The following is a 25,809-nucleotide window of genomic DNA, read 5'->3' as shown; positions in this document are numbered from 1 at the left end:
CGAACGCACCCGCGCAAGCACACGCACACACGCGCCGGAAGGGCGACGCGCTCGCGCACCCACGCCGTGGACGCGCCGTGAGCGACCGCTTGGAGAACGCCCCCGCTGCCGGAGCGACCGGCGGTGCCGGGGCCATCACCGGGGCGGCAGGCGGGCTCGGCGGAATCGTCGGGCGTCTGCCCGTGCCGGGTTTCGCCGAGGAGCCGGCCGACGGCTGCGACTGCCCCGGTTGTACGGCGTTCCGCGTCGCCGCCCGCGCCGCGCGCGGGGGCGGAGCCGGCGCGCTGCGCGGAATACGCTGCGCCGTCGTGGCCACGCTCGGCGCGGTCGCGCTGGCGGGCACCTGCACGGGTACGGCGGCGGCCGAGCCGGCGCCCTCGCACGCGGGCTGGGACGGCTCGCGCTACTGGTTCAAGAACGCGGCGGGCGAGTGGCGCTGGACCCGGCACCACGACACGTACGTGCGCGACGGGGACGGCGCGGCGCACCCCGCCACGTCCTCGACCGCCCGACCGTCCCGGGCCAAGGCCGAGCCGGTCTTCCGAGGACGCCAGGGCTGGGATGCCAAGGACCGCGTCTACTGGTTCAAGAGCGGCGGCCACTGGTACTGGACCAGTCACCAGGCGAAGTACGAGCAGCGGACGGGCCTGAAGACGGGCGGTTCGTCCCCCTCGGGCCACGGCTCCGGCTCCGGCTCCGGTCACGGTTCGGGGAGCGGTTCAGGAAGCGGTTCGGGGCACGCTTCCGGGAGTGGTTCCGGTCATGGTTCCGGGGGCGGCATCGCGGCCGGCCGGGGCTGGACGCGGCCGGTCTCCGGATACGTCTTCACCGGCACCTACGGCGAGCGGGGCACCTGGTCGCTGGGCTACCACACGGGGCAGGACTTCGCGGTGCCGACGGGCACGACGGTCCGCGCGGTCGGCCCGGGCCGGGTCGTACGCACCGGTTACGACCGCAGCTACGGCTACGAGGTGGTGATCCGTCACTCCGACGGCCGCTACACCCAGTACGCCCATCTCTCCCGTATCGACGTGTCGGCGGGCCGGAGCGTGTCGGGCGGCCAGCACATCGGGCGCTCGGGCGCCACGGGGAGGGTGACGGGTCCGCACCTGCACTTCGAGGTGCGGACCACGCCGTACTTCGGCTCGCATGTCGACCCGCTGGCGTATCTGCGGAAACACGGCGTCCGCGTCTGAGAGCCGCCCCCGGGGCCCGGCCCCGTGCACCTCCGGCCGTCGCCACGGCCACGGCCTCCGCTCCCCCGGGGATCCGGGAAGCGAAGGCCATGGACACGGGGCGGGGGCCGCAGGCCGCAGGGGCCGCGGAGGCGCGTCAGACGGCCTCCGCCGACTGCTGGTTCTCCTTGATCGTGATCCGGCCCTTGCGGAGGGTCGCCAGGCGCGGCGCGCGCCGGGCGATGGCACTGTCGTGGGTGACCATGACGAAGGTCAGCCCGTGCTCCTTCCACAGCCCGTCGAGCAGTTCGACGATCTCGTCCCGCATGGACTCGTCGAGGTTGCCGGTGGGTTCGTCGGCCAGGAGCACCTTGGGGCGCTTGACCAGGGCACGGGCGATGGCGACGCGCTGCTGCTGGCCGCCGGAGAGTTCGGAGGGCAGATGGCCGGCCCGTTCGGCGAGGCCGACCGACTCCAGGGCCTCGGCCGCGCGGCGACGGCGTTCGGCGGCGCGCGTGCCGAGCGGGACGAGCGCGGTCTCCACGTTCTCCTGCGCGGTGAGCGTGGGGATGAGGTTGAAGCTCTGGAACACGAAGCCCATGGTGCGGGCGCGGACGGCGGTGAGGCGGCGTTCGGAGAGGGTGGCCAGGTCGGTGCCGTCGAACACGATGCTGCCCGAGGTGGGCCGGTCGAGTCCGCCGAGCATCTGGAGCAGCGTCGACTTGCCGCCGCCGGTGGGGCCCTGGATGACCAGTCGGTCGCCCTCCTCGACGGTGAGGTCGATGCCGTCGAGAGCGTCGACTCTCGTCTGGCCGCGCCGGTACTGCTTGGTGACTCCGGTGAGTTCGTACATGGGATGCAACTCCTGCGGTGCGGCGGTACGGGGTGGGGGCGGGGTCCGATCCCCGCGACGGGCTCGCGCGAGCCCGTGCCTGGGCGGTCGTGTGGCCGGGTGGCCGTGAGGCCCCGGGAAGGCCCGGGCGGTCGTGACGGCCCCTGGCGACCGTGACCGCCGCGATGCCGCGGCGGCACGGTGACGCGATGGCCATGACGGCCGGGTGACCGGCCCGGATGGCCGGCCCTGGTGACCGGCCCGGGCGGGCGGCCCGGGCGGGCGGCTCGCGCGGGCCGCTATTCGACGCGGCGCAGCGCGTCGGCGGGCCGCAGCCGGGAGGCGCGCCACGCGCCGAACGCGCCCGCGACGAGTCCTCCCGCCAGGGCGAGGAGAACGGCCAGTCCGACGGTGGTGCGGCTGACCGGGGCGGTCAGGGCGATGTCGAGGGTGCGGCCGACCGCGCCGGCGCCGCCCGCTCCGAACATCCGTCCGCCGCCGGGGCCGCCGCCACCGGGCCCGCCCTCGCCGGCCATGCCGCCCGCGCCGCTGCCGAGTTCGGCGGTGAGGGTGGGGCTGATGGCCGTGACCAGCCACGCGCCCGCGAGGCCGAGGGCGATACCGAGCGCACCGCCGATCAGACCGTTGACGAGGGCCTCGCCGACGACCTGCCGGGTGACCCGGCCGCTGCGCCAGCCGAGCGCCTTCAGGGTGCCGAACTCGCGCACGCGCCGGCTGACGGCGGAGGAGGTGAGCAGCCCGGCGACCAGGATGGCGGCGAGCAGCACGGCGTACGAGAGCCAGCGGCCGACCGTGGTGGCGAGCCCCGAGGCGGTGTCGAGCGAGCCGGAGACCGTCTTCGCCAGGTCGGCGGAGGTGGTGACGGTGGTGCCGGTGACGTTCTTCTGGATGGCGGTCTTGACCGCGTCGATCTGCTGGGAGTCGGTGGCCCGCACATAGACCGTGGTGATCTTGCCGGCGTTGTCGGCGAGCGTCTGGGCCCGCTTCAGCGGCAGATAGACCTGGGCGGCGGACTGGCCGCTGTCGGCGGTGGCGATGCCGACGACCTTGAACTTCACGTCCTTGACCGTGAGGGTCTTGCCCACGGCCAGCCCCTCCTGCTTCGCGTACGCGCTGTCCACGACGACGACGGCGGCATCGGTCTCGGTGGTCTTGAAGCCGCGGCCCTCGCTGATCGTGGAGGTGGTGAGCGGTCCGAGGTCGGGGGTGGTGACGTCGGTGCCGTAAAGGGTGAAGGAGTCGACGTCGAAGGCCGCGCCGCCGCCGGTGACGGACCCGCCGGGCCCGCCCATGCCGCCGCCCGGGCCCCCGGGGCCGCCCTGACCCTGCCCCTGGCCCTGGTACTCGCCCCGCTTGAAGTCGCCGTTGATCTTGAGGTTGACCAGGCTCAGTCCGCCCACCGCCTCGGCGACGCCGTCCTGGCGGGCGACGGTGCCGACGGTGCTGTCGGAGAGGGTCTGGAAGCCCTGCACCATCAGCCGGTCGCTGCTCTGCTCCTTGCCGTCGCCGCGGCCCTCGAACTCGAACCGGGGCCGCTCGGGCTTCTCTCCGGACTGCGGCTGCTCGCGTGCCTTGGTGACGGTCAGATCCGTGCCGAGACCGTAGAGGGATTCCAGAACCTTGCTCTGGGCCTGCTTCATACCGGACGAAACGGAGCTCACGACGATGACCAGCGCGATACCGAGCGCGAGCCCGGAGGCGACGACGAGCGCCGCCTTTCTGCGGCGGCGCAGTTCGCGCCGGAGGTAGGTGAAGAACATGCGGGCGACGTTAGAAGCCCAGGGTGATGAGCGGATAAGGCCCGCGTGAGAGCGGGATGAGAGAGCGTGGTGGGGGTGCGGCGCGGGGGCCGGCGCGGGGTGTCCGGGACAGGTCGGACACGGGGCCGGAGAGGGCTCGGGCCTGAGAGGGCTCGGGCCTGAGAGGGCTCGGGCCTGAGAACCATGCGAGCGCAGTGGTGCGGGGCCAGGGGCAGAGGTCAGGGGGCAGGCGGCAGGGACCGGGGCCCAAGACCCGCGGTCGAGGACCTCAGGTCGAGAACCCGGGGTCGAGGACCCGGGGTGAGGACGGCTCAGGCGCCGTACGCCAGAGGGTCGGCCAGGATGTCGTGCAGCACCAGGGCCGCCGCGCCCCGGGCGGCGTCGGCGGTGCTGGAGGCCGCGCGCAGCCGGCCCCGGGCGGGGGTCCACAGGCCCGAAACGACCCGCAGCCCCAGTTCGGCCTCGGCGGCGGGGACGAGCCAGGCCGCGAGACGCGGGAAGATGCCGCCGAGGACGACGGCTTGCGGGTCGAGCAGGTTGACCGCGCCGGAGACGGCGACACCGAGCATCCGGCCCGCCTGGTGGAGTGCGGCGAGGGTACGTTCTTCGCCGTCCTCGGCGCGTCGTACGAGAGCGTCGACGCCGGGCGCCCCGGCGGCCCGGAGCAGGGCCGCCTGGCCCGCGTACCGTTCGAGGCAGCCGCTCGAACCGCAGCGGCAGCGCGGGCCGTCGGGCACGACGGTCAGATGGCCGATCTCGCCCGCGAAACCGTGGGCCCCGCGCAGCAGTTCGCCGTCGAGGACGATCGCGCCGCCGACTCCGATCTCGCCGGTGACGTGGACGAAGGTACGGATGCCGCCGAGGCCGCCGAACCACAGCTCGGCGAGGGCCGCGACGTTGGCCTCGTTGTCGGAGGCGACGGGCAGGGCGGGGGCTCCGGCGGGTCGGGCGGCGGCGAGGGCGCGGGTGAAGAGGGTGTCGGCGTCGACCCGGTTCCAGCCGAGGTTGGGGGCCTGCTGGACGGTGCCGCCGGCGACCAGACCGGGCAGCGCGAGCCGTACGCCCGTGGGCCGCAGGTCCTGCGCGGCGGCCTCGGCGAGGACTTCGGCAGCGACGGCCGCGGCCCTGCGCAGCACTTCCACGGGCGCGAGGGCGCGGTTGTCCAGCCGGACCGTGCGGCGCACCCGGTCGGTGCCGGTGAGGTCGGCGACGCACACGCTCACGTAGTCGACGTTGAGTTCCACGCCGAGGCCGGCGGGGCCGGTCGAGGCGGGTTTGAGTACGGTGCCGGGCCGGCCGGCGTGGCCGCTGAAGGTCTTGCCCGACTCCACCAGGAGCCCGAGTTCCATGAGCTGTTCGACGAGCGAGGAGACCGCCGGGCGGGTCAGCCCGACGTGCGCGGCGACCGCCGCGCGGGTGGTCTCGCCCGCGTCGTGGACGGTGCGCAGCACCAGGCTCAGATTGTGCCGGCGTACGCCCGCCTTGTCGGCTTTGGGTGGCTCGGCGGAGCGGCGGGGGCTGTTCATGGTGCGCATGAGCCTAACGGCAGGGCACCGGAACGGCCCAGGCCTGTCCGCCCCCGGTATCGACCGCTCGCGGACGGCGCCCCTCCGTTCGGCTCGCCGGGAACGGAGCCGAGGCGGTGCTGAAGCTGAACAAGCTCGATGCCGGGGTGCCGACAGATCCAGAGCTTCTGGTCCGGTACCGCCGGGACGGTGGGATACGCGCAAGGTGGAAGTCTCACCGACGCGCAGAGGGCCGGCCCGCGACAGATACGTCCGGATACGACGGCCCCTGTAATCGCGGGAATCATTCTCCCCGCAGGGGGCGGATCACAGTCGAACGGCTGATCAGCGCAGGCACGAGAGTCGCAGCAGGGCCTCGTTGCGGATCTCCGGGTCTGTATCCGACGTCAGCGTTCGGAGTCGGGTGATCAGCTCGCCGCCACTCTCTCCGGTCGCCCAGCGTGGGTCACTGTCAAGTTCCGCGGCCAGTTGGTCAGCCGTTCCCTCATCGGACGCCACCGCACGGGCCGCGAGCACGGCACGCAGGCCGGCCAAATCCCTCCGAGCCAGCAGAGCCGCAGCGGTGGCAGAGGTCACTCCGGTGTCCTGGGCGTCCAGGAGGAGACGGTGCAGGACACCGGCGACACCTTCGATCCGGGACACGGCCGCCAGCCGTTGCCCTGCCGCCGTTCTTACGCGCCAGTCCGGAGAGTCGGCGTCAGCGACCGAGGGATGAAGCGCTTGGTTTTCGGAATCTTCCACGGCACCAGGTTCCCAGCCCGCGACCGACGCGTTCGTCACCCGCCGCAGTCCGCTGTTCACCGTCGCGTACGAGCTGCCGGGCTCGGGGTGCGGGTCTGGCGCGCGTATCCGGTCCTGATCACCGGCGTCCACTCGGTGCGCGCCCCGGAGAAGCTGACCCAAGGGCGCGGGAGACGCCGGTGAGCCGCTGCCGGCGACGGCCGACGCCCGGAGAGTTACCCCGGAAACATGGAGAAAGAATGGTTATCGGACCGCATCGGGGTATGCGCCAAGGTAGGCCCCGCGACCGTGGCCGTCACTGGCCCGCGCCCCGCCGGGCCACGGGCCATCGACCCCGCACCGAAAGGCGATGAGTCGCCGTGCAGGACTTCGAGCTGCTGGACGTCTCCTTGTACGTGGAGGAACTGGGACGCCTCGGCATACCCCTGGGCGGCTCCGGGGCCAAGGGACCCCTGGAGATCCCGGAGGGCGCGGTGGTCAGTCTGGGGCTCACGTTCCGGCTCGGCAGGGACATCGACGCCGTGGTCTTCGAGGACGTCCGGGAATGGGACGGCGAGCAGATCGGGAGTACACGGACCGCGCTCGGCGGGTTCCGGACCGGTGGCCCGTACGAGGTGCGCCTGCCTCCGGAGCGGCTGCCGGTGGGCCGTGCGCACTGCGGGGTGTACGGAGTGACCGGGCGTGTCGTCGACGGCGAGGGCCACCCGCTCGCCGAGGAGCACCACCGGATCGAGGTCGCGCACGAGCCGGACGCGCATGGGCCCGAGGCGCACGAACCCGAGGCGCACGAGCCCAAGGCGCCCGGACCCGGGGCGCACGCCCCGAAGCCGCACGGCTGAGCGGGCCACCGGGTCGCCTGGTCACCAGGCCGCGCGTCCCGTACGTAGAGCAGGCACACGCAAAGGCCGGGGCCCGGTGTCGTGATCACGACACCGGGCCCCGGCCTTTGCGGTCGGACCGCCCCTCGGACCGACCCGGGGTTCCCGCTTCGGGCCCCGGGCGCGGGCCGCTCAGGACCTCTGCTTGAGGGCCTTCAGCTCGGCGCCCCGGGTGCCGGGCCGCCGTACCGCCTCCTCGCGGGGGCCGGCGGCGGGCCGGGTGGTCCGCGCGAAGGCGGCCAGCAGGGCGCAGCCGGCCACGGCGGCGGGTGCCGTCACGGCGAGGACCGTGCCGACGCCGTGGGAGCGGCCCCAGGTCAGCAGCAGCGCGGTGACCAGGGCGAGGGCGAGGCCCGCGCCGATCGTGCCGGCGATGTGCGCCGGGCGCGGCCCGTGCGGCCGGGGTGCGGCCCAGTCCAGGGCCGCCCAGGTCGCGGCGTCCTCCCGCTCCTCGGCGCGGCGCCGGACGGTCGCCCTGATCCGCAGGACGACGGCGGCTCCGGCCCCGGCGGTCACCACCGCGAGCAGCGGCGGGACGGGCACGCCGAGCATCATCAGCAGGGCGGCGACCGCCGCGGTGGCCCAGCCGGTGACACAGCCGGCCGCGGCGAGGCGCCGGGAGACCGGGCGGTCGGCACCGGCCCGCAGGTCGACCAGGGCGGGGACGTACCAGACGCATCCCGACGCGGTCACCGCGCCGATCCCGAGCGCGAGCACGCCGCCGGTCATCGCTGGCTCACCAGCTCATGGGGCTGCTGCAGGGGCTCGGCCCCGTTCTCCAGACGGTCGACCTGCGCGATCTCGGGGTAGTGCAGGTCGAAGGCCGGGGATTCGGAGCGGATCCGCGGGAGGCTGACGAAGTTGTGCCGCGGCGGCGGGCAGGAGGTCGCCCACTCGAGCGAGCGGCCGTAGCCCCACGGGTCGTCGACCTCGACCTTCTTGCCGTACTTGGCGGTCTTCCACACGTTGTAGAAGAAGGGCAGGAACGACAGGCCGAGCATGAACGAGCCGATGGTGGAGATGGTGTTCAGCGCGGTGAAGCCGTCGGCGTCGAGGTAGTCGGCGTAGCGGCGCGGCATGCCCTCGGCACCCAGCCAGTGCTGGACAAGGAAGGTGGCGTGGAAGCCGACGGTCAGGGTCCAGAAGGTGATCTTGCCGAGGCGCTCGTCGAGCATCTTGCCGGTGAACTTCGGCCACCAGAAGTGGAAGCCGGCGAACATCGCGTACACCACGGTGCCGAACAGCGTGTAGTGGAAGTGCGCGACCACGAAGTACGAGTCGGTGACGTGGAAGTCCAGCGGGGGCGCGGCCAGGATGACGCCGGTCAGACCGCCGAAGGTGAAGGTGACGAGGAAGCCGATCGCCCAGAGCATCGGGGTCTCGAAGGACAGGGAGCCCTTCCACATCGTGCCGATCCAGTTGAAGAACTTCACGCCGGTGGGGATGGCGATGAGGAACGTCATGAAGGAGAAGAACGGCAGGAGCACGCCGCCGGTCGCGTACATGTGGTGGGCCCACACGGTCACGGAGAGGCCGGCGATGGCGATGGTGGCGGCCACCAGGCCGATGTAGCCGAACATCGGCTTGCGGGAGAAGACCGGGATGACCTCGGAGATGATGCCGAAGAACGGCAGCGCCAGGATGTACACCTCTGGGTGTCCGAAGAACCAGAAGAGGTGCTGCCACAGGAGTGCGCCGCCGTTGGCCGGGTCGAAGACGTGCGAGCCGAACTTCCGGTCCATTTCGAGGGCGAAGAGCGCCGCCGCGAGCACCGGGAAGACCAGCAGGACGAGCAGCGAGGTCAGCAGCACGTTCCAGGTGAAGATCGGCATGCGGAACATCGTCATGCCCGGGGCGCGCATGCAGATGATCGTGGTGATGAAGTTGACCGAGCCGAAGATGGAGCCGAAGCCGGAGAGGGCCACGCCCATGATCCACATGTCGGCGCCGACGCCGGGCGAGTGGATGGCGTCGGAGAGCGGCGCGTAGAGGAACCAGCCGAAGTCGGCGGCGCCCTGCGGGGTGAGGAAGCCGCCCGCGGCGATCAGCGAGCCGAAGAGGTACAGCCAGTACGCCACCATGTTGAGGCGCGGGAAGGCGACGTCGGGCGCGCCGATCTGGAGCGGCATGAGCCAGTTGGCGAAGCCGGTGAACAGCGGCATGGCGAAGAGCAGCAGCATGATCGAGCCATGCATGGTGAACGCCTGGTTGAACTGCTCGTTCGACAGGATCTGGGTGCCGGGACGGGCCAGCTCCGCTCGCATGACCAGGGCCATCACACCACCGATGACGAAGAAGAGCAGCGCGGAACAGAGGTACAGCGTTCCGATCTGCTTGTGGTCCGTCGTGGTGAGCCAGGACACCCACGAGGGCCGTACGGGGCCGCTCTTGGCGTCCGGGCCCGGGGGTGCCGGCTGTTCCGCGGGCTTCAACTGAATGCTCTGTGCCTCGTCCACAGGACGGCGACCTTTCCTCTGTGATGCGGGATACGGCCGGAAGACGCCCGCACACGGGGGACGGGAGAGGCGGCGGTCTTCCGGCCGCCCCAGATGATCTCCGTGAGGGCCCCCTTGCCCGATAGGGCCGAACAGTCCTGGGGCCCGGAAAGGCAGGAGGGCCGAACGGCCCCTCCCGTTCGGCAGGGGGGCATCGCGTACCCTCCGAAGTGCACCCTCGCGCGATGTCACAGCGCGTCAGGCCCCGATCGGAGCCTGATCGCGGCACCGGATCGCCAGGATCGCTCCGGATCACTTCGGACCGCCCAGGATCGTCTCGGACCAGACAGGATCAGTCCAGACCACTTCAGGCCGTTCCGGATGGCTCCCGATCGCTCCTGACCGTTCCAGGCCGCTCTGACACGCCACGCGCCGATCCCGACGCGGACACCGCACGGGACCGCCACCGGCCACCACCACTGGCCACCGACCCGGACCCCGACCCGGACTCCGACCCCGACCCCGACCGTACGCAACGCCCCGCGGCAGAACGAGAGCCTCACCCTCACATGACCGACACCGCCCCGCACGCGCGTCCGCCCTGGCCCCGGCTCGACGTCCCCGAGCGGATGCACGGGCTGCTCGCCGCCGTGATGGACCTCGGCCGCGATCTGGAGCTGCCGCAGGTGCTGCGGAGCATCGTGGAGGCGGCGGCCAACCTCACCGACGCCGAGTACGGCGCGCTCGGCGTGATCGGCGACGACGGCGAGCAGCTGTCCCGGTTCCTCCCCGTGGGCATGGCCGACGACATGGTGCGCCGGATCGGTCCCGCGCCCTGCGGCCACGGCATCCTCGGCGAGCTGATCCACAACCCGGCGCCGCTGCGCCTCGACGACCTCGGCAGCCATCCGAACAGCTTCGGCTTCCCGGCCCACCACCCGCCGATGCGGACCTTCCTCGGTGCGCCGATCCGGGTCCGCGACGAGGTCTTCGGCAACATCTACCTGACCGAGAAGCGGGGCGGGCGGTCCTTCGACGCCGACGACGAGGCGGTCCTCACGACCCTGTCGATGGCGGCGGGCGTGGCGATCGACAACGCCCGTCTCTACCGCGACAGCCGGCGTCGCGAGCGCCGTCTCGAAGCGCTGGGCGAGATCACCCGCGCCCTGCTGGCGGGCACCGCGACCGACGACGTCCTGCGGCTGATCGCGCGCCGGGCCATGGAGGTGGCCGACGCCGACCTCGCGACCATCCTGCTGCCCTCCGGACCGGCCGGCGAACTCACGGTCGAGATGGCGCACGGCGACACCGCGGATCTGGTGCGGGGCGCCGTGCTGCCCGCCGCCGGGTCGATCGCCGGTCTCGCCGCGCAAGGCCAGGAGCCGGTCGTCACGAACGACGTACGCACCGATCCGCGGGCCACGCCGCTGGGCGGCGCCGGGGACGCGCATGGGGCCGTGGTGGCCGTACCGCTGCCCGTGAGCGACGCCGGGTGCGGGGCGCTGCGGCTGAGCCGCAAGGCCGGCCGGCAGGCGTTCGACGACACCGAGACGCTGCTCATCAGCGGCTTCGCGGACCAGGCGGCGATCGCCCTCGAACTCGCCCGGCGGCGCGCCCAGTCCGAGGAGCTGACGGTGCTGCACGACCGCGACCGCATCGCGCGCGATCTGCACGACGTCGCGATCCAGCGGCTCTTCGCCACCGGCATGACACTGCAGAGCGCGACCCGGACGATCGACGACACGGGCGCGGCGGAGCGGGTCACGCGGGCGGTCGACGACCTCGACGCCACCATCCAGATCATCCGCTCCACGATCCTCCAGCTCCGTACGGCCGACGACGACCGCAACGGTCCCGCGCTGCGCCGGCGGCTCGCCGAGACGGTCCAACTGGCCGCGCAGCACCTGGGGTTCAACCCGTCGCTGCGGATCACTGGACCGGTCGACAGCACCGTGCCGACCGAACTGGCCGAGCACGTCCTGGCCGTGACGGCGGAGGCGCTGAGCAACATCGCGCGGCACGCGCGGGCGAGTCGCGCGGACGTCGTGGTGGCGGTGCCGGACACGGCCGACCGGCTGCTGCTCACGGTCACGGACGACGGCATCGGGCTCGGGGCGGCCCGGCCCACCGGCGGGCTGCTCAACATGAGTTCGCGCGCCGAGCAGTGCCGGGGCAGCCTCCTGGTGGACGCGCCGGACGCGTACTCCCAGGGCACCCGGATCACTTGGAGCGCACCGCTGCACACCGACTGACGACCTCGGTCCTTCGCTCGCGGCCCTCCGTTCACGGGGCGGAGGCGTCGGATCGCACCTGCCGCCTGCGCCCTCGGGGTCGCCCGGAGTCCGCTCCGGGCGACCCCAAGGTGTATTCCGGGCTGTGGAGCGCAAGTGCGGCCAGGGCGGGGCCTGTTCAGTGACTACCGGCCTCCGGGCCGACAGGGCCATGGCCGCCCTGCGGTCGGGAGCCGTGACGGGCTGCGGCGACCCGCAGGGCGCACCGGGAGCGGACATGCCTGAGGCCCGTCCGGCGGATCAGGGCCGGACGGGCCTCAGGGGTCGGCTCAGGAGGCGGGCGGGCGGCCCGGGTTCTCCCGAAGGCGTTCGGCGATCATCGCGGCCTGGATCCGGCGCCCCACGCCCAGCTTTCCGAGGATGGACGACACCCGGTTCTTCACCGTCTTCTCGGCGAGGAAGAGCCGCTCGGCGATCTGACGGTTCGTCAGCCCGAGGCCGATGAGATCGAGGATCTCCAGCTCCCGGGGCGAGAGCCGGTCCAGCTCGCGGGGCACGGACGACTCCGGCTCCGGTTCGGGCTCGCGGATCCGGGCCATCACGCGGCTCGTCATCCGGGGGTCGAGCAGGGACTTGCCCGTGGCGACCGTACGGACGGCGGCGATCAGGTCCGAGCCGCCGATCTGCTTGAGCACGTATCCGGCGGCACCCGCCATGATCGCGTCGAACAGGGCCTCGTCGTCGTCGAACGAGGTCAGCATCAGGCAGGCCAGTTCGGGCAGCTCCGCGCGCAGCTCGCGGCACACCTCGACGCCCTCGTGGTCGCCGCCGGTCGCGTTGCCGAGGCGTACGTCGAGCACGGCCACGTCCGGCCGGGTCGCGGGCACCCGGGCCAGCGCCTCGCGGGCGTTCGACGCCTCGCCGACCACCTCGATGTCGGGCTCCGCTTCGAGCAGGTCGCGCACGCCCCGGCGGACGACCTCGTGGTCGTCGAGCAGGAAGACCCGCACGGGCTCGCCGGGACCGGCGGCGGGCCGGCCGGCGGTCAGCACGTCGGACGCGGCGCCGCGGCCGCGGGGGCGATCGGACGAGTGGGACGGTGCTTCACCAGCAACTCCTGGTCGGGGCGACGGCCACCACGGTGGTGGGGGCCTGCGGTCCGGGCCACCCGGCCCGGACACGGAATCGAGCGTCAGTATGACAACAGGGACCGCAGGCCGTTCGGCCCCGGTCCCCCAGGGCCGAACGGCCCTATGGGCGCTTCGGGCCCCGTGGTCGACTCTCCCTCGCGTCCTGGGGTGCCCGCCCCGCCGTGACCCGGACCCGTCCCCCGGGGCCGGGGCCGGCACACCCGGGGCGCCCAGACTTCCGTGCGTTTGACGGACGCGCGGCAGCCGGCAAGGCGGCGGGGTCCGGACCGAACGAACCGGACCGGACCCCGGCCGGACGAAACCCGCGCGATGCCCGGCGGGCGGCGTGAACGGGTGCCGTGCCCGGGCGCGGCGCCCAGGCGCCTGACACGAATGCCGTACGCGAGTACCGCGCCCATCAGATGCGCCTGGGATCACCGCGAGGGGCACGGCCGGCCCCCGGGGTCCGTACCGCTTCACTCCCCCGGCCCCACGCTTCCGGCCGCGCACGAGCAGGCCCGCGCAGGAACGAGCCCGCGCAGGAGCGGACCCGCACCGGACCCCGCGGACCCCCCTCAGGCGGTCCGGACCCCTCTCCGTACCGGAACCGGGGTGCGCACCGCCTGTACCGGCGTACGTACCGCCCCGGCCGGCCATACGACCTCCACCTGAACCCCGCGCGCCCGCGCGTAGGCGACCATGTGGGCGGTGGCGTCCCGGCCGTTGGTGGGCGAGCCGTCCCAGACGGCGAGGACCCGGTCGCAGTGCAGGATCAGCGCCTCGTCGGCGCGGACGCAGGCGTCGCGGTCGGCCGGGTCGTACGCGAGGAGCCGTACCTCCTCGGCGAGGGCCATCACCTCGCGGGCCTGTTCCACGGCGCGCGACGGGAGCGGCGCGGGGACCGCGCCCTGGGCGGGCAGCAGGGCGACGAGATCGCGGCCGGCGGCCCGTATCGCGCGGGCGAAGGCGGCGGCCGGCCGGGTGCCGGCACGGACCAGACCGGGGGCCGGCTCGGCGTACCGCTCCAGACAGGCCCGCAGCTCGCGCTCCACCAGGGCCGACGTATCCGGCGGCAGATCCTCGTGCCCCACCACTCCGATCATGCCTTTCCCCACTTCCCGGCCCTCCGGCGCTCGCCGCCCGTCGTCTCGTGGGACCGTCGAGGCCCGTGCCTCAGTGAACAGGGCGGCGCCGCCGGGATGGCAGGGGCCGAACGGCCCTTCCACCGCCTTGGCGCGTGCCGTCTACTGAGAGGACCGGGGCACCCGTGCCCCGCCTCTCTCTCGCGCATCACGCGACTCCATACGCAAGGCCCAGGAAGGCACCAGTGAACGAAGCCGCCCCCGCCCACGACCGTGCTGCCGACCCCGTGACAGAGCCGAGGCGACGTACGGTCGAACTGGAGGGCGACGAGGCGCTACGGCTCCTTTCCGGGGTCCCGCTCGGCCGGATCGTCTTCACCCGGCAGGCGCTCCCCGCCATCCGTCCCGTGAACCACCTCGTGGACGACGGCGACATCATCATCCGCACCCACGAGGGGGCCGCGCTGGCCCTGCACGCGCAGCAGGCGGGGGCGCGCGGCGTCGTCGTCGCATACGAGGCCGACGACATCGACCTCACGGCCCGGCTCGGCTGGAGCGTCGTCGTCACGGGCTACTGCCATCTGGTCACCGACCCGGAGGAGGCGGCCCGCTACCGGGCGGTCCTCAAGCCGTGGACCGACCAGCGCTCGGATCACGTCGTGCGGATCGAGCCGGACCTGGTCACCGGTATCCGACTGATCGCCGAGGACTGACCGCCGCTCCCCCGGGCCCGAGGCCACTGGCTCCCGAAGGCCCCGGGGCCGGCCGCCGGCGCCCGGCCCCGGGGGCCACGAGTTCCCGGGCCCCGGCTTCCGAAGGTCCGGCGCCCGGCCCCCTCAGGAGCGAGCGGCGGCGTGGTGGACGAGCGCGCCGAACAGGCCCCGCTGCGCGGGGTCGGTCGCGGCCGTGTCCTCGGGATGCCATTGCACGGCCACGAACCACCCTGGTGCGGTGGGGAGTTCGAGCGCTTCCACCGTTCCGTCCCCGGCGGTGGCCGTCACGGTCAGGCCCTCGCCCAGCCGCTCCACCCGCTGGTGGTGGTAGCAGGACGCCTCGACGGTACCGTCCCCACCATTCGTGCTTCCCGGGGCTCCCGGGTTCCCCACGCGCCCCAGGGCGCGGGCCGTTCGGGTGCCCGGCTGTACGGTCACCGGGTGGCGCAGATGGCGGTGGTCGTGGCCGGGGCCGCCCATGTCCTGCTGGAGAGTGCCGCCGAGGGCTACGTTGACGGCCTGCAGTCCCCGGCAGACCGCGAGCAGGGGAATGCCCGACTCCAGGGCCTGGCGCGCGACTTCGAGGTCGAAGGCGTCCTGGTGGTCGTCGACGTCGTACACGCTCGCGTGGGTGCCGGCGGCACCGTAGCGGTACGGGGCGATGTCGCCGCCGCCGGGGAGCAGGACGCCGTCGAACCGGGCGAGCCGGGCGGCGACCTCCGTCTCCTCTTCCGGGCCGGTCGGATGCAGGCTCACGGGTTCGCCGCCCGCCCGCCAGACGGCCTCCATCAGCGCGCGGGCGTTGACCTCGGCGGCGTAGCGCAGGGCTGAGGCCGAGGCGGAGAAACGGGCGGGAATCGCGATCAGCGGGCGGGCGGGCCGGGCCGGACGGGCATCGCCCGCCCCGGCCGCACCGGACTCACAGATCTCGCGGGTCTCGCCGGTCTCGCCGGTCTCGCCGGTCTCGCCGGTCATTCGGCGGAGGAAGCGGCAGAAACGCCGGTGGGCCCCGACTCCAGAAGTCGTCCGCCGTCCCACACCACACCGACCTGGCGGTAGTACGCGGCGATGGGCTCGCGGATCTCCAGCCGGGCCAGTTCCTCGGTGGGCGACGCGAAGAGTTCGAGGTCGGCGTCGCCGACCCACGCCTGTCCGCCCTCGAAGGACGCCGCCCCCGACTCGACGAGCTCGTTCAGCGCGAGCCCCTTGCCCTTCTCGATCGAGGGCAGCCAGCGGTGGTGGGCCATCGGGTGCCCGTTGACGAATCCGGCGGTCTCGGACGGCTCGCGCAGCGTCACCACGGCCTGGGCGAGACGGCGGTCCGCGGCGGCGAGGGTGGCGCCGAACCGCGCGCCCGCCTCGATCCGGGGCGCCGGCCCGTACGGGTGCGGGCGGGTCTGGTGCAGGGAGCCGAGCTTCTTCGGGTAGCCCTGGTGCAGGCCCCGGGCGATGGCGAAGTCCTTGTCGACCCAGATGTACACGCAGCGGCTGTACGTACGGCCCTGATACGAGCACCGGACGACGACGAACGCCTCCTTGTACTGGGCCCGCACCGGGTCGAGCAGTTCTTCGCCGGAGGCCGCGCAGGACTGCCAGTCGGCCCAGATCAAGGCCACCGCGCCGGGGTCCTCCTCGGCGAGTTCCAGCGGCTCGGGCAGCAGCTCGCGCACCCGGTCGGGGTCGGTGCGGTACTCGATGGTGAGCAGGTCGCCCGAGTAGTGCCACGGCGGGGACGGGATCAGGGACGAGGCACCGGTCGCCGTCTTGGGGTGGAAGAAGCCCTGGACGTCATGGGCACGGGACATGTCGGCACGCTCCTGGGGAGGTTCGGAGGGGCCCGCCGCGCGGGTCGCACGGGTCGCGCGAGGCGGCGGGCAGGCAGAGGGGGCACCGTCGCGGGTCGGGGCGACGGCGCGCCGCGAGCCGTACGAGGACGGTGGCGGGTGGAGGGGACCGGCCGCCCGGGTCGGTCAGGTTTCGGGCGGCCGGTCCGGTCGGGGAGGCCGGTCCGGTCGGGGAGGCCGGTCCGGTCGGGGAGGCCGGTCCGGCCGGGGAAGGTACGGCCGGCCGGGAGGGGCGAGCCCAGTCGGGGAAGACCGGGCCCGCCGGGCCGAGGAAGGCCGGGAAGGGCGGGCCGGTCAGGGGCGGGCGAGTCGCTCCACCCGCTGGTGCAGGCTCTCGACGTACGTCTCCGACTCGGGCTTCATCAGGACGCTGCGCAGGATCCGCGCACCGTCGGCGTCCGCGGTGAGGCCGGGGTGACGGGCGGTGAAGCGCTCGGCGCCGACGCGCAGGGTGCTGAGGAAGACCGGGTCCTCGGTGTCGTTCATGCCCTCGTGCATGATCCGGTCGGCGGCGGCGTCGATCTCCGACAGCTTGCCGCCGGGAGTCACCGGGAAGTAGCTGACGATGTCGAGCTGCGGCTCCTGGTAGAGCTCCAGGTGCTCGGAGTTCTCGATCAGTTCCGACCAGCGCAGCGCGGCCCGCCGGCCGGCCGCCAGGACCTCGCCGAGTCCCTCGCGGGTGGGCGGGAGCATCTGGAAGGTGAGCCACAGTCCGGCGGCCGACGCGCCCGCCCGGGAGCACTCCAGGCTGATCTCGCCCAGGTGCAGTTCGTCGGAGGTGAAGTAGGTGTACGGCGAGTCGTGCAGGTAGAAGCGGCCGACGGACGGGTCGCGGAAGAGGACGGCGCCGCAGCCGTAGGGCTGCAGTCCGTGCTTGTGCGGGTCGACCACGAGGGAGTCGGCCTGGGCGATGGCGCGCCACGGCTCGGCCGGGATGCCCTCGGGGCCGTCCGCGCCGGCCAGCAGGGTGAAGAACCCGCCGTAGGCGGCGTCGATGTGGATCCGCACGCCGTAGCGCTCGCGCAGGGCCAGGGCCTCGTGCACGGGGTCGATGGAGCCGAGGCCGGTGGTGCCGGCGGTGAGGACGACGGTGCCGACCCGGCCGCCGCGCAGGAGTTCCTCCAGCGCGTCGAGGTCCATGCGGCCGAGGTCGTCGGTGGGGACGGGGAAGCCCTCCACGCCGAGGACGCCGCACATGCGGCCGTGCGTGTAGTGGGCTTCGGCGCTGTAGGCGACACCCTTGCCGGGGTGCGTCTCCCGGGCCACGAACAGCGCTTCGAGGTTGGCTATGGTGCCGCTGGTCGTCAGGTGGCCGAGGTGGGTGTCGAAGCCGAACATGGTCGCGAGCTGCTGCACGACCTCGCGCTCCATGTCGGCGGTGGCCGGACCGCCGTCCAGGGCGTGGTTGTTGGGGTTGATCAGCATGGCGGTGAGGTAGCCGACCACGGCCGCCGGGTGCGGGGGCTTGAGCATCTGGCCCGCGTAACGCGGGTGGAAGAAGGGGTAGTTGTCCTTCAGCCGCTCGGTGAAGACCTCGAACGCGGCGGCAAAGCGGCTTTCGTCGACGGCCAGGGCCGGGTGCGGGTCGTAGGGGGCGAAGCTCTTCGTCCAGTCGGCGTTCGAGGCGACCGCCGCGGCCAGCCACTTGTTCAGATCCATTGAGTCACACTCTTCCTCGGTCGGGTTCGACAGGTCCGGTCCCGGCGCGTCGGACGCCGGCACGCACGAGGTCCGCGCGCATGTGATGCACGCGCACGAGATCCGCGCGCTCGGCGTCCACGCGCCTGGTGTCCACGCGTGGTTCAGCGCTTCGGCGGCCTGATGCCGCGGAACTCCCAGTCGCCGCCCAGCGCGGTGGACAGCACCTCCTCCGACTCGGTGGGCTGGGCGCCGACGTCCGTACGGATCGGGGTGGGGCCGGTGACGATGTGGTTGACGAGCCGGCCGAGCCCCTCGACCTCGACCTCGACGACGTCGCCCGGCTGGACGGGCCGCGAGTTGGCGGGCGTGCCGGACAGCAGCACGTCGCCGGGGTGGAGGGTGATGGTGCGGGCGATGTCGGCGACGAGGTAGTGCATGTCCCAGGTCATCTCGTCCGTCGAACCGTCCTGCACGACCTCGCCGTTGACGTAGGTGCGCAGGCGCTTGCCGCGGAAGTCCCAGTCGGTGACCAGGCCGGGGCCGAGCGGGCAGAGGGTGTCGGAGCCCTTGACCCGGAGCATGGATCCGGCGTCGGTGTCGCGGAAGTCGTGCAGACCGTAGTCGTTGGCGACGGTGTAGCCGGCGATGTAGTCGCCCGCCTCGGCCGGGGAGATGTTCCGCGCGGTCCGGCCGATGACGATGGCGACCTCGCCCTCGTAGTTGAGCCACTTGCAGCCCTCGGGGCGGACCACGGCGCCCCGGTGGGAGTTGAGGGCGGAGACGGGCTTGTGGAAGTACGTGGGGGTGTCGGTCAGGTCGATGCCGAACTCGTCCACGCGGCTGGTGTGGTTGAGGTGGACGGCGATCACCTTGGACGGCTCGACCGGCGGCAGGTGGTGGGCGTCCTCGACGGCGACGCGGCGGCCGTCGGCGGCGAGCAGTTCGTCCCCGTCGACGACGACCTGGACGGCGGCGCCGTCCAGCAGGATGCGGCGGTATTCGGGCATGGCAGGACTCCTGGTCACGGGTGTGCGGGGACGGTGCGGGTCGGCCTGTGTACGGCTCGCCCCTGTGCGGGTGGGCGTCCGTACGGGCCGGTATGCGTAAGGGGGTTGGTGTACGTACGGGGATCGGCGTACGTACGGGTCACGGGTCCGCGAGGAACCCGGACGGGCGTCTCGGGTGTACGGGGCGGCCGCCGGCACGGATCACGGCCGTACGTACGGGGCGGCCGGCCGTACGGATCACTGCTGTACGGCGAGGGCGGGCGCGGCAGGGGCGGCGGGGGCGGTCCAGCCTCCGGCGGGGCGGTCGAACCACAGGTGGACCTGGCCGGTGCCGACGGAGTTCTCGTACGCGCCGTACTGCCGGGCCTTCGCGGTGCACGCGCGTTCCCCGAGAGCGCCGGCCATCATCGTGTAGTGGTGGAACTTCGCTTCCGGCTTGAACCGCATGAAGTCCTCCATGGTGTCGAGGACTTGGCCGTGGCGACCCTCCTTGAACCAGGCGATCCGCTCCTCGTCCGCCGCGCGGGCCTCGGGGGTGAAGATGTGCGCGGGGTCGCTGGCCTCGTGGTCGCGCAGTTCGCGCAGCGGCCAGAAGGAGTGCGAGAGGGCGCCGGAGGCGATCAGCAGGACGCGGCGGCCGGGGGTGGCGGCGATGCCGTCGGCCAGGGCGCGGCCGAGTCGGAGGTGGTCCTCCACGTCGCCGGTCTGGCAGACGCCGATGGTGACCCATCGCTTGTCGGGCAGTCCTTCGCCGAGGAACTTCCAGAGGTTGATCGTGGCGTAGTAGACCGGCAGGTAGGTGTCGTCGATCGGGGTGATGTAGGTGCCGTGGCGCTCGGCGAACGAGGCGATGTTGTGGGCGAGTTCGGGGTCGCCGGGGTAGTCGTACGGCATGCGGCACATGCCGCGCGGCAGCTCCTCGGAGGTGAAGAGCCCGGCCCGGCGGTCCTGTGCGGTGACGACGAACTCGACGGTGGTCGCCCAGTGCGAGTCGAGGACGACGACGGTGTCGTAGTCGTCGCGCTCGAAGACGTCCTTGCGCAGTTGCTCCAGGCCGGTGACGAGCGTGATCTCCTTGCCCTCGTTGAGTTCCAGCCGGACCTCGCGGGGCAGCACGATGGTGGGGACGTGGGCGAGAAGGCCCGCTCCGGTGATCTCACCCACGGTCCTGCCATCCCTTCGGCGCGGTCACGGTGTTCTTGAGGTCGCAGTAGAAGTCGAAGCTCCAGGTGCCGCCCTCACGGCCGACGCCGGAGTGGCGGGAGCCGCCGAACGGCGCCTTGAGGTCGCGCACGAAGAAGCAGTTGACCCAGACGGTGCCGGCGACGAGCTGTGCGGTGACGCGGTCGGCGCGCTCGCGGTCGCCGGTGACGAGGGTCGCGGCGAGACCGAAGCGGGTGTCGTTGGCGAGCCGGACGGCCTCGTCCTCGCCGGTGAAGGTCTGGAGGGTCAGGACCGGTCCGAAGACCTCTTCCTGGACGATCTCGGAGTCCTGGGCCACGTCGGTGAGCAGGGTGGGGGCGTAGAAGTTGCCACCCCGGGGCTGTCCGCCGATGACGGTGCAGGCTCCGGCGGAGACGGCCCGCCGGACGAAGCCGTCGATCTTCTCCAGCTGCCGGGTGTGGATGACGGGCCCGATGTCGGTGGCCTCGTCGCGCGGGTCGCCCTGGCGCAGCGCGGACGCCTTCTCGGTGAAGCGCCGGGTGAACTCCTCGACCACGGCTTCCTCGACGAGCAGCCGGGTGCCGGCGAGGCACACCTGTCCGGCGTTGTCGTACTGCTCCACCGCCAGATCGACGGCCAGGTCGAGATCGGCGTCGGCGAACACCAACAGCGGTGATTTGCCGCCGAGTTCGAGGCTGACCGGAGTGAGCTGCGGGGCCGCGGAGGCGGCGATCCGGCGGGCGGTCGGCACGGAGCCGGTGAAGCTGATGCGCCGGACGTCCGGGTGCGAGGTGAGCGTGTCGCCGATCTCGGCGCCGTACCCCTGGACGATGTTGAGGACTCCGGCGGGCAGTCCGGCCTCGGCGGCGATGTCGGCGAGCAGGGAGGCGGTCAGCGGCGACCACTCGGCGGGCTTCAGGACGACGGTGTTGCCGGCGGCCAGCGCGGGGGCGACCTTCCAAGTGGCCAGCATGAGCGGCGCGTTCCACGGGGTGATGAGCACACACGGGCCGGCCGGGTCCCAGTCGACGTGGTTGGTGTGACCGCGGGTCTCGAAGTCCTCGTGGCCGAGGGTGAGCAACCAGTCCGCGAAGAAGCGGAAGTTGTGTGCGACCCGGGGCATCACACCGCGCCGGTGAGAGCGGAGCAGGGCGCCGTTGTCGGTGGTCTCGACGATCGCGAGGTCGTCGAGCCGTCGCTCCACGCCGTCGGCGATGGCGTGGAGGACGCGGGCGCGTTCGGCGGGCGGCGTGGCGGCCCAGCCGGGGAAGGCGGCCTTGGCGGCGGCCACGGCGGCGGCGGCTTCGGTCGCGGTTCCCCGGGCGATCTCGGCGAGTTCGCTGCCGTCGATCGGCGAGAGGTCGGTGAACGTGTCGGCGGAGGCGACGCGTTCACCTCCGATCCAGTGCCGGGTGTCGACCGGCACTCCGGCGACGACAGCTGTCCCAGATTCGCGGGGCATGTCCCCACCTCCAATTCGTTTGACCCCGAATAAACAGCCGGACGCGCGGGGGTGTCAAGGGATCCGACAGATTTATTTGGACTCAAACGTTTACTGGGGACGGCACCCTTTCACGCAGGTGACGACCCCCCACCCGGCAAACCGACGAACGGTCAACTCGCGTACGTGTCCGGCTCTTCGAGACGCGCGAGCCCCGCAGAGACGGGCCGTGCGCACATGCCGCGCTCTATCCCCGCGGACGGCGGCCCGAGCGACGCGGAGCCAGAGTCTCCCCGTCGAGCAGTTCCCGCCGCCGCCGCTCCCCCTGCTCCTCCAGATTGCTGACGATGGCCCGCAGGCTGTCGGCGAGCCGCAGGCACTCGTCGGCGTCGAGCGGCGCGGCGACGAACGCCTCCTCCGCGTTGAACGCCGGGAACAGCTCCTCCATCAGCCGCTCCCCCTCGGGTGTCAGCGACAGCAGTAGTCGGCGCCGGTCCTCGTGATGGGCGGAACGGGCCACCAGGCCGCGCGATTCGAGGGTGCGGGAGATCCCGGTCAGGGTGCCCTTGGAGACACCGGCCTCCTCGGCCACCGACCAGCTCTCCGCCTCCCCCCAGATCCACAGCACCCACAGCACCACGAAGCCGGTCCAGGTCAGTTCGTGCGGACGCAGGACCGAGTTCTCCAGGTGCTGGCGGACGGCCGCGGCGGCGCGGTGGATGTTTCCCACGGCGGCCATGGCCTCGTGCTGGATGGACAGACCGCCCAGTCTGCGCCGTACGGCCTGCTCGGTTTCGGTGATGGTGCGGCGGGACCCGGACACGGGATCCTCCTCGACTTTCGGTGACGGCAGAGCCGCCGGCGGTTGCGTCGCGGCCAAAGGTATCCCCCTCGGCCGCCCGGCTCCGGCGGCCCGCGCACCGCGCGGGGAGCGCCGGGACACCCGGGACGACACGGAGGGCCGCCTCCGGAAACAGGCCCGACAAAGTCGCCCCGCCCCCCTTGTGGGCACCGCACCCGGCTCTTATCGTTTGGCGTCAAATGATCTTCCCGGCCCGCCCGGCCGTCCGACGGTCCCTCCCCGCCGTCCGGTGCCGGCCGGGCCGCGCCTTCGGCGTGCCTTCCGCCGTGCGGACCGCGGACCACCACGCCGCACAACCGCACACACTCCCGTCGCACCCCTGGAGTTTCCCTTGAGCGCCCACCCCGACCCCGAGGTCCGACCCACGATGGAGGCGCTCGCCGCCGAGGGGGTCGACGTCCTCCGCGTCACGTACCCCGATCTGATGGGCTCCGCCCGCAGCCGGGACATCCTGCTGCAGCACCTGCCGCACGCGGCGGGACACGGCCTCGCCTTCAGCCGCCTCGTCTACCACACCGCCGCCCGCGGCGATCACTCCGACGTCCCCGGCGGCCTGGCGGCGGGCATGCCCGACGTCCTGGTCCGGCCGGACCTCGGCACCGTGCGCGCCCTGCCCTGGGAGCCGGGCGTGGCCTGGTGCATCGGCGACGTCCACGACCCGGCGACCGGCCGGACCGTGCCCGAGTCCCCCAGGGACCTGCTCCGCCGGGTCACCGCCCGGCTGGACGACGCGGGTCTGACCGCCCTCGTCGGACCCGAACTCGAATACGTGCTGCTCGAACCGGACGACGGCGCACCCACCGGATGGCGGCGCTACGCCGCCGCCCCCGGCAACGTCTACACCACCGGCCTCCGGGGCGACCCGGACGGCCATCTCCTGCGTACGACACGGGCTTTGCGCGACCTCGGCCTGGATGTCAGCGGCGGCAACCGCGAGTTCGACGGCGGGCAGTTCGAGATCAATCTCGACCACTCCGAGGCGCTGGACGCCGCCGACCGCGCCTTCCGGTTCAAGGCCGCGGTCAAGGAACTCGCCCGCGCCGAGGGCCGGCTGGCGACCTTCATGGCCAAGCCGACCAACGACGGCGGCGGTACGGGATTCCATCTGCACGTCTCCCTCGTCGACGCGCACGCAGCCAACGTCTTCGACGCGCCCGACGCCCCCTACGGCCTCGCCGACATCGCCCGGCACGCCCTCGCCGGGGTCCTCGCCCACGCCCCCGCCCTGTCGGCGCTGCTCAACCCGACCGTCAACTCGTACAAGCGGTTCGGTCCCGACACCGCCGCGCCCTGGCTGATCAACTGGGGCCTGGACAACCGCAACGCGATGGTCCGCGTCCCGCCGGAGCGCGGCGGCGGCGCCCGCCTGGAGGTCCGCCTCGGCGACGCCACCGCGAACCCGTACCTCGCCATCGCGGGTCTGCTCGCCGCGATGCGTCTCGGGATCGACGCCGGTGCCGAGCCGCCCGCGCCGGCCACCGGCCACGCGTCCGACACCCGCGCCGCGGACCGGCTGCCGACGGACCTCGGCCGGGCGCTCGACGCCCTGGAGGCGGACACCGCGCTCACCGAGGTGCTCGGAGCGGACTTCGTCTCCGCCTTCCTCACCTTCAAGCGGGACGAGCTGGCGCGATTCCACCACTACGTCACCGACTGGGAGTTCCGTGAGTACGCCGAGATCAACTGAGCCGGGAAAGGACACCGCCATGCGCGCGCTCGTCATCCAGCACGACCATGTGACCGCTCCCGGGATGGTCGGAGAACGACTCGTCCAGCGGGGCTACGAGCTGACGGTCCTGACCGTCGTCCCCGAGGAACTGCACAGGACACCGGACCTCCACCGCGACTTCCCCGGCGCCGAGGGCTGGGACCTCGTCGTCTCGCTCGGCGCCCCCTGGTCCGTCTACGACAGGGCTGCGGTGGGCGGGTGGATCGACGGTGAACTCGCCCTCCTGCGCGAGGCGCACCGGCTCGACATCCCGGTGCTGGGCATATGTTTCGGGGCCCAGGCCCTGACGACCGCCCTCGGCGGCAGCGTGGAACGCGCTCCGCGTCCCGAGATCGGCTGGGTGGAGATCGACAGCGACGATCCCGCGCTCGTCCCGGCCGGCCCGTGGATGCAGTGGCACTTCGACCGCTGCCTGCCCCCGCCCGGCGCCGAAGTGGTCGCCCGCAACGACGTGTGCGCGCAGGCGTTCCGCACCGGCAACGCACTCGGGGTCCAGTTCCACCCCGAGGTCACCCTGGACATCGTCCAGGGCTGGCTCGGCCTCGACGGCGCGGTGGAGCAGTGCGCGGAAGTCGGCCTCACTCCGGAGGAGTTGACCGCACGCTGCCGGGCCATGGAGCGGGTCGCGCGGGACAACGCGTACCGCTTGGTCGACACCTTCCTCGACCGGGTGGCGGCCCGGCCGGCCGGCTGACCCGGCACGGCCGTCAGCGGGAGCGGACCGGGGCCGGGCCGGGGGCGGGGGCGGGGGCGGGGGCGAGCAATCGCAGCGCCGCCTCGTGCGGGGACCCGGGCTCGGCGTGGTAGACCTTGAGGATGTTGCCGTCCTGGAGGTCGGCGGACTGGTACATCAACTCCATGTCGCCGACGGCGGGATGGCGGAGCACCTTGGTTCCTTCGACACAATTCGCCACCCGCTGACGGCACCACAGTTCCGCGAACTCGTCGCTCTGGATGGACAGTTCTCCGATCAGCTCGGCCAGCCGGGAGTCGTGCCGGTGGTTCCCGGAGATGAATCGCAGATATGTCACGTTCGAGACGGCCTCGGCGGCCCAGTCCGCGTACAGCGCCCGTACCTCGCCGTCCAGGAAGTTCAGACGGATGACGTTGGGGCGCTGTCCGGCATGGTCCGGGGCTTCCGCGTCGAGATGGGGAGCGAAGAGCCGGTGGAAGAGCGGGTTCCAGGCCAGGATGTCGCAGCGGTAGTTCAGTACGGCCGCCGCCACGCCGCCCAGCGAGGTCAGCAGCATCCGGGTGGCCTCGCTCACCTGGTCCTCGCACGGCGCTGGACGCTCCGGGTCGCTCACCGGCGTACCGATCTTCAGCAGGTAGTCCCGCTCGTCGGGGTCCAGTTCCAGGGCGCGGGCGATGGCGAGCAGGACCTGCGGCGAGGCATGGGCGGTCCGGGCCTGTTCGAGCCGGGTGTAATACGTCTGGCTCACGCCCGCGAGCGCGGCCACCTCCTCGCGCCGCAGCCCCGGGACCCGCCGGGATCCACCGGGCCGCAGCCCTCTCTGCTCGGGGCGGACGCGCTCGCGCATCCGCCGCAGGTAGCCGCCGAGGTCCGTGTTCACGATGCTCTCCATCCCGTCGATTA

Annotated in this window: 22 protein-coding genes; 6 read left to right on the top strand and 16 right to left on the bottom strand. The window is 72.8% G+C overall.

Going from position 1 to position 25,809, the window contains the following annotated elements; all coding sequences use genetic code 11:
- The first annotated feature begins 77 nt into the window (after positions 1 to 77).
- Positions 78 to 1,196 (top strand): M23 family metallopeptidase, encoded by a 1,119-nt coding sequence (locus tag ABZ990_RS00200; protein WP_361222786.1) that lies wholly within the window; start codon positions 78 to 80, stop codon positions 1,194 to 1,196.
- 136 nt (positions 1,197 to 1,332) lie between these two features.
- Here ABZ990_RS00200 and ABZ990_RS00195 read toward each other — a convergent pair whose 3' ends face one another.
- The 4 genes from ABZ990_RS00195 to ABZ990_RS00180 form a co-directional block, all read right to left on the bottom strand.
- Entirely contained in the window at positions 1,333 to 2,028 is a 696-nt protein-coding gene (locus ABZ990_RS00195; protein WP_361222783.1) for an ABC transporter ATP-binding protein, read from the bottom strand.
- Between the two features lie 278 nt (positions 2,029 to 2,306).
- Entirely contained in the window at positions 2,307 to 3,788 is a 1,482-nt protein-coding gene (locus tag ABZ990_RS00190) for an ABC transporter permease (RefSeq protein ID WP_361222780.1), read from the bottom strand.
- 311 nt (positions 3,789 to 4,099) lie between these two features.
- A complete protein-coding gene (locus ABZ990_RS00185) occupies positions 4,100 to 5,323 on the bottom strand; it encodes an ROK family transcriptional regulator (protein ID WP_361222778.1) in 1,224 nt (407 codons plus the stop codon).
- Positions 5,324 to 5,638: 315 nt separating this feature from the next.
- Positions 5,639 to 6,055, bottom strand: coding sequence for a hypothetical protein (locus ABZ990_RS00180; protein WP_361222776.1), 417 nt, complete (start codon positions 6,053 to 6,055; stop codon positions 5,639 to 5,641).
- 359 nt (positions 6,056 to 6,414) lie between these two features.
- Between ABZ990_RS00180 and ABZ990_RS00175 the strand changes: the two genes are divergently transcribed.
- Positions 6,415 to 6,894 (top strand): hypothetical protein, encoded by a 480-nt coding sequence (locus ABZ990_RS00175; protein ID WP_361222773.1) that lies wholly within the window; start codon positions 6,415 to 6,417, stop codon positions 6,892 to 6,894.
- Between the two features lie 171 nt (positions 6,895 to 7,065).
- On the opposite strand, the gene ABZ990_RS00170 is transcribed toward ABZ990_RS00175, so the two are convergent.
- Together ABZ990_RS00170 and ctaD are read right to left on the bottom strand one after the other, a co-directional pair.
- Positions 7,066 to 7,662 carry a hypothetical protein gene (locus ABZ990_RS00170; RefSeq protein ID WP_361222770.1) on the bottom strand — a complete coding sequence of 199 codons (597 nt, stop codon included), beginning with the start codon at positions 7,660 to 7,662 and terminating at the stop codon, positions 7,066 to 7,068.
- Complete coding sequence (gene ctaD, locus ABZ990_RS00165; RefSeq protein WP_361223652.1) at positions 7,659 to 9,296, bottom strand: cytochrome c oxidase subunit I; 1,638 nt, start codon at positions 9,294 to 9,296, stop codon at positions 7,659 to 7,661. Before ctaD ends, ABZ990_RS00170 begins: the two co-directional genes overlap by 4 nt.
- 701 nt (positions 9,297 to 9,997) lie before the next feature.
- On the opposite strand from ctaD, the gene ABZ990_RS00160 reads away from it, so the two are divergent.
- Positions 9,998 to 11,620 (top strand): GAF domain-containing protein, encoded by a 1,623-nt coding sequence (locus tag ABZ990_RS00160; RefSeq protein WP_361223648.1) that lies wholly within the window; start codon positions 9,998 to 10,000, stop codon positions 11,618 to 11,620.
- Between the two features lie 308 nt (positions 11,621 to 11,928).
- On the opposite strand, the gene ABZ990_RS00155 is transcribed toward ABZ990_RS00160, so the two are convergent.
- Together ABZ990_RS00155 and ABZ990_RS00150 are read right to left on the bottom strand one after the other, a co-directional pair.
- Complete coding sequence (locus ABZ990_RS00155; protein WP_361223645.1) at positions 11,929 to 12,648, bottom strand: response regulator transcription factor; 720 nt, start codon at positions 12,646 to 12,648, stop codon at positions 11,929 to 11,931.
- 656 nt (positions 12,649 to 13,304) lie between these two features.
- Positions 13,305 to 13,832 (bottom strand): hypothetical protein, encoded by a 528-nt coding sequence (locus ABZ990_RS00150; RefSeq protein WP_361222768.1) that lies wholly within the window; start codon positions 13,830 to 13,832, stop codon positions 13,305 to 13,307.
- 224 nt (positions 13,833 to 14,056) lie between these two features.
- On the opposite strand from ABZ990_RS00150, the gene ABZ990_RS00145 reads away from it, so the two are divergent.
- Entirely contained in the window at positions 14,057 to 14,524 is a 468-nt protein-coding gene (locus ABZ990_RS00145; protein ID WP_361222765.1) for a pyridoxamine 5'-phosphate oxidase family protein, read from the top strand.
- A 123-nt stretch (positions 14,525 to 14,647) separates the two neighbouring features.
- On the opposite strand, the gene ABZ990_RS00140 is transcribed toward ABZ990_RS00145, so the two are convergent.
- The 7 genes from ABZ990_RS00140 to ABZ990_RS00110 form a co-directional block, all read right to left on the bottom strand.
- Positions 14,648 to 15,499: a gamma-glutamyl-gamma-aminobutyrate hydrolase family protein gene (locus tag ABZ990_RS00140; RefSeq protein ID WP_361222762.1), complete on the bottom strand. Its 852-nt coding sequence runs from the start codon at positions 15,497 to 15,499 to the stop codon at positions 14,648 to 14,650.
- Positions 15,496 to 16,329: an acetoacetate decarboxylase family protein gene (locus ABZ990_RS00135; protein ID WP_361222759.1), complete on the bottom strand. Its 834-nt coding sequence runs from the start codon at positions 16,327 to 16,329 to the stop codon at positions 15,496 to 15,498. The genes ABZ990_RS00140 and ABZ990_RS00135 overlap by 4 nt, the downstream gene beginning before the upstream one ends.
- A gap of 333 nt (positions 16,330 to 16,662) precedes the next feature.
- Positions 16,663 to 18,027: an aminotransferase class I/II-fold pyridoxal phosphate-dependent enzyme gene (locus ABZ990_RS00130; RefSeq protein ID WP_361222756.1), complete on the bottom strand. Its 1,365-nt coding sequence runs from the start codon at positions 18,025 to 18,027 to the stop codon at positions 16,663 to 16,665.
- A gap of 143 nt (positions 18,028 to 18,170) precedes the next feature.
- Entirely contained in the window at positions 18,171 to 19,016 is an 846-nt protein-coding gene (locus tag ABZ990_RS00125) for a fumarylacetoacetate hydrolase family protein (protein WP_361222754.1), read from the bottom strand.
- Between the two features lie 237 nt (positions 19,017 to 19,253).
- Positions 19,254 to 20,180, bottom strand: a complete 927-nt coding sequence (locus ABZ990_RS00120) for a 3,4-dihydroxyphenylacetate 2,3-dioxygenase (RefSeq protein ID WP_361222751.1) — start codon at positions 20,178 to 20,180, stop codon at positions 19,254 to 19,256.
- Entirely contained in the window at positions 20,173 to 21,642 is a 1,470-nt protein-coding gene (locus ABZ990_RS00115) for an aldehyde dehydrogenase (RefSeq protein WP_361222748.1), read from the bottom strand. The genes ABZ990_RS00120 and ABZ990_RS00115 overlap by 8 nt, the downstream gene beginning before the upstream one ends.
- A 226-nt stretch (positions 21,643 to 21,868) precedes the next feature.
- Entirely contained in the window at positions 21,869 to 22,444 is a 576-nt protein-coding gene (locus ABZ990_RS00110; protein WP_361222746.1) for a MarR family transcriptional regulator, read from the bottom strand.
- Between the two features lie 406 nt (positions 22,445 to 22,850).
- Here ABZ990_RS00110 and ABZ990_RS00105 point away from each other — a divergent pair, with 406 nt between their 5' ends.
- Complete coding sequence (locus ABZ990_RS00105) at positions 22,851 to 24,170, top strand: glutamine synthetase family protein (protein ID WP_361223643.1); 1,320 nt, start codon at positions 22,851 to 22,853, stop codon at positions 24,168 to 24,170.
- Between the two features lie 19 nt (positions 24,171 to 24,189).
- On the top strand, positions 24,190 to 24,906 hold the full coding sequence (locus ABZ990_RS00100; RefSeq protein ID WP_361222743.1) for a type 1 glutamine amidotransferase: 717 nt from the start codon (positions 24,190 to 24,192) through the stop codon (positions 24,904 to 24,906).
- A 13-nt stretch (positions 24,907 to 24,919) separates the two neighbouring features.
- On the opposite strand, the gene ABZ990_RS00095 is transcribed toward ABZ990_RS00100, so the two are convergent.
- Positions 24,920 to 25,798 carry a helix-turn-helix transcriptional regulator gene (locus ABZ990_RS00095; RefSeq protein WP_361222740.1) on the bottom strand — a complete coding sequence of 293 codons (879 nt, stop codon included), beginning with the start codon at positions 25,796 to 25,798 and terminating at the stop codon, positions 24,920 to 24,922.
- Between the last annotated feature and the right edge of the window lie 11 nt (positions 25,799 to 25,809).

Source organism: Streptomyces sp. NPDC046203, from assembly GCF_040646255.1.
In the GTDB taxonomy this organism is placed as follows: domain Bacteria; phylum Actinomycetota; class Actinomycetes; order Streptomycetales; family Streptomycetaceae; genus Streptomyces.
This window is presented reverse-complemented; position numbering and strand designations above follow the sequence as displayed.

Coding starts and splice junctions, on each gene's coding strand:
- ABZ990_RS00195 (WP_361222783.1), bottom strand. CDS start 2,028: ATGTACGAACTCACCGGAGTCACCAAGCAGTACCGGCGCGGCCAGACG.
- ABZ990_RS00190 (WP_361222780.1), bottom strand. CDS start 3,788: ATGTTCTTCACCTACCTCCGGCGCGAACTGCGCCGCCGCAGAAAGGCG.
- ABZ990_RS00185 (WP_361222778.1), bottom strand. CDS start 5,323: ATGCGCACCATGAACAGCCCCCGCCGCTCCGCCGAGCCACCCAAAGCC.
- ABZ990_RS00170 (WP_361222770.1), bottom strand. CDS start 7,662: ATGACCGGCGGCGTGCTCGCGCTCGGGATCGGCGCGGTGACCGCGTCG.
- ABZ990_RS00160 (WP_361223648.1), top strand. CDS start 9,998: ATGCACGGGCTGCTCGCCGCCGTGATGGACCTCGGCCGCGATCTGGAG.
- ABZ990_RS00150 (WP_361222768.1), bottom strand. CDS start 13,832: ATGATCGGAGTGGTGGGGCACGAGGATCTGCCGCCGGATACGTCGGCC.
- ABZ990_RS00140 (WP_361222762.1), bottom strand. CDS start 15,499: ATGACCGGCGAGACCGGCGAGACCGGCGAGACCGGCGAGACCCGCGAG.
- ABZ990_RS00135 (WP_361222759.1), bottom strand. CDS start 16,329: ATGTCCCGTGCCCATGACGTCCAGGGCTTCTTCCACCCCAAGACGGCG.
- ABZ990_RS00130 (WP_361222756.1), bottom strand. CDS start 18,027: ATGGATCTGAACAAGTGGCTGGCCGCGGCGGTCGCCTCGAACGCCGAC.
- ABZ990_RS00125 (WP_361222754.1), bottom strand. CDS start 19,016: ATGCCCGAATACCGCCGCATCCTGCTGGACGGCGCCGCCGTCCAGGTC.
- ABZ990_RS00115 (WP_361222748.1), bottom strand. CDS start 21,642: ATGCCCCGCGAATCTGGGACAGCTGTCGTCGCCGGAGTGCCGGTCGAC.
- ABZ990_RS00105 (WP_361223643.1), top strand. CDS start 22,851: ATGGAGGCGCTCGCCGCCGAGGGGGTCGACGTCCTCCGCGTCACGTAC.
- ABZ990_RS00100 (WP_361222743.1), top strand. CDS start 24,190: ATGCGCGCGCTCGTCATCCAGCACGACCATGTGACCGCTCCCGGGATG.
- ABZ990_RS00095 (WP_361222740.1), bottom strand. CDS start 25,798: ATGGAGAGCATCGTGAACACGGACCTCGGCGGCTACCTGCGGCGGATG.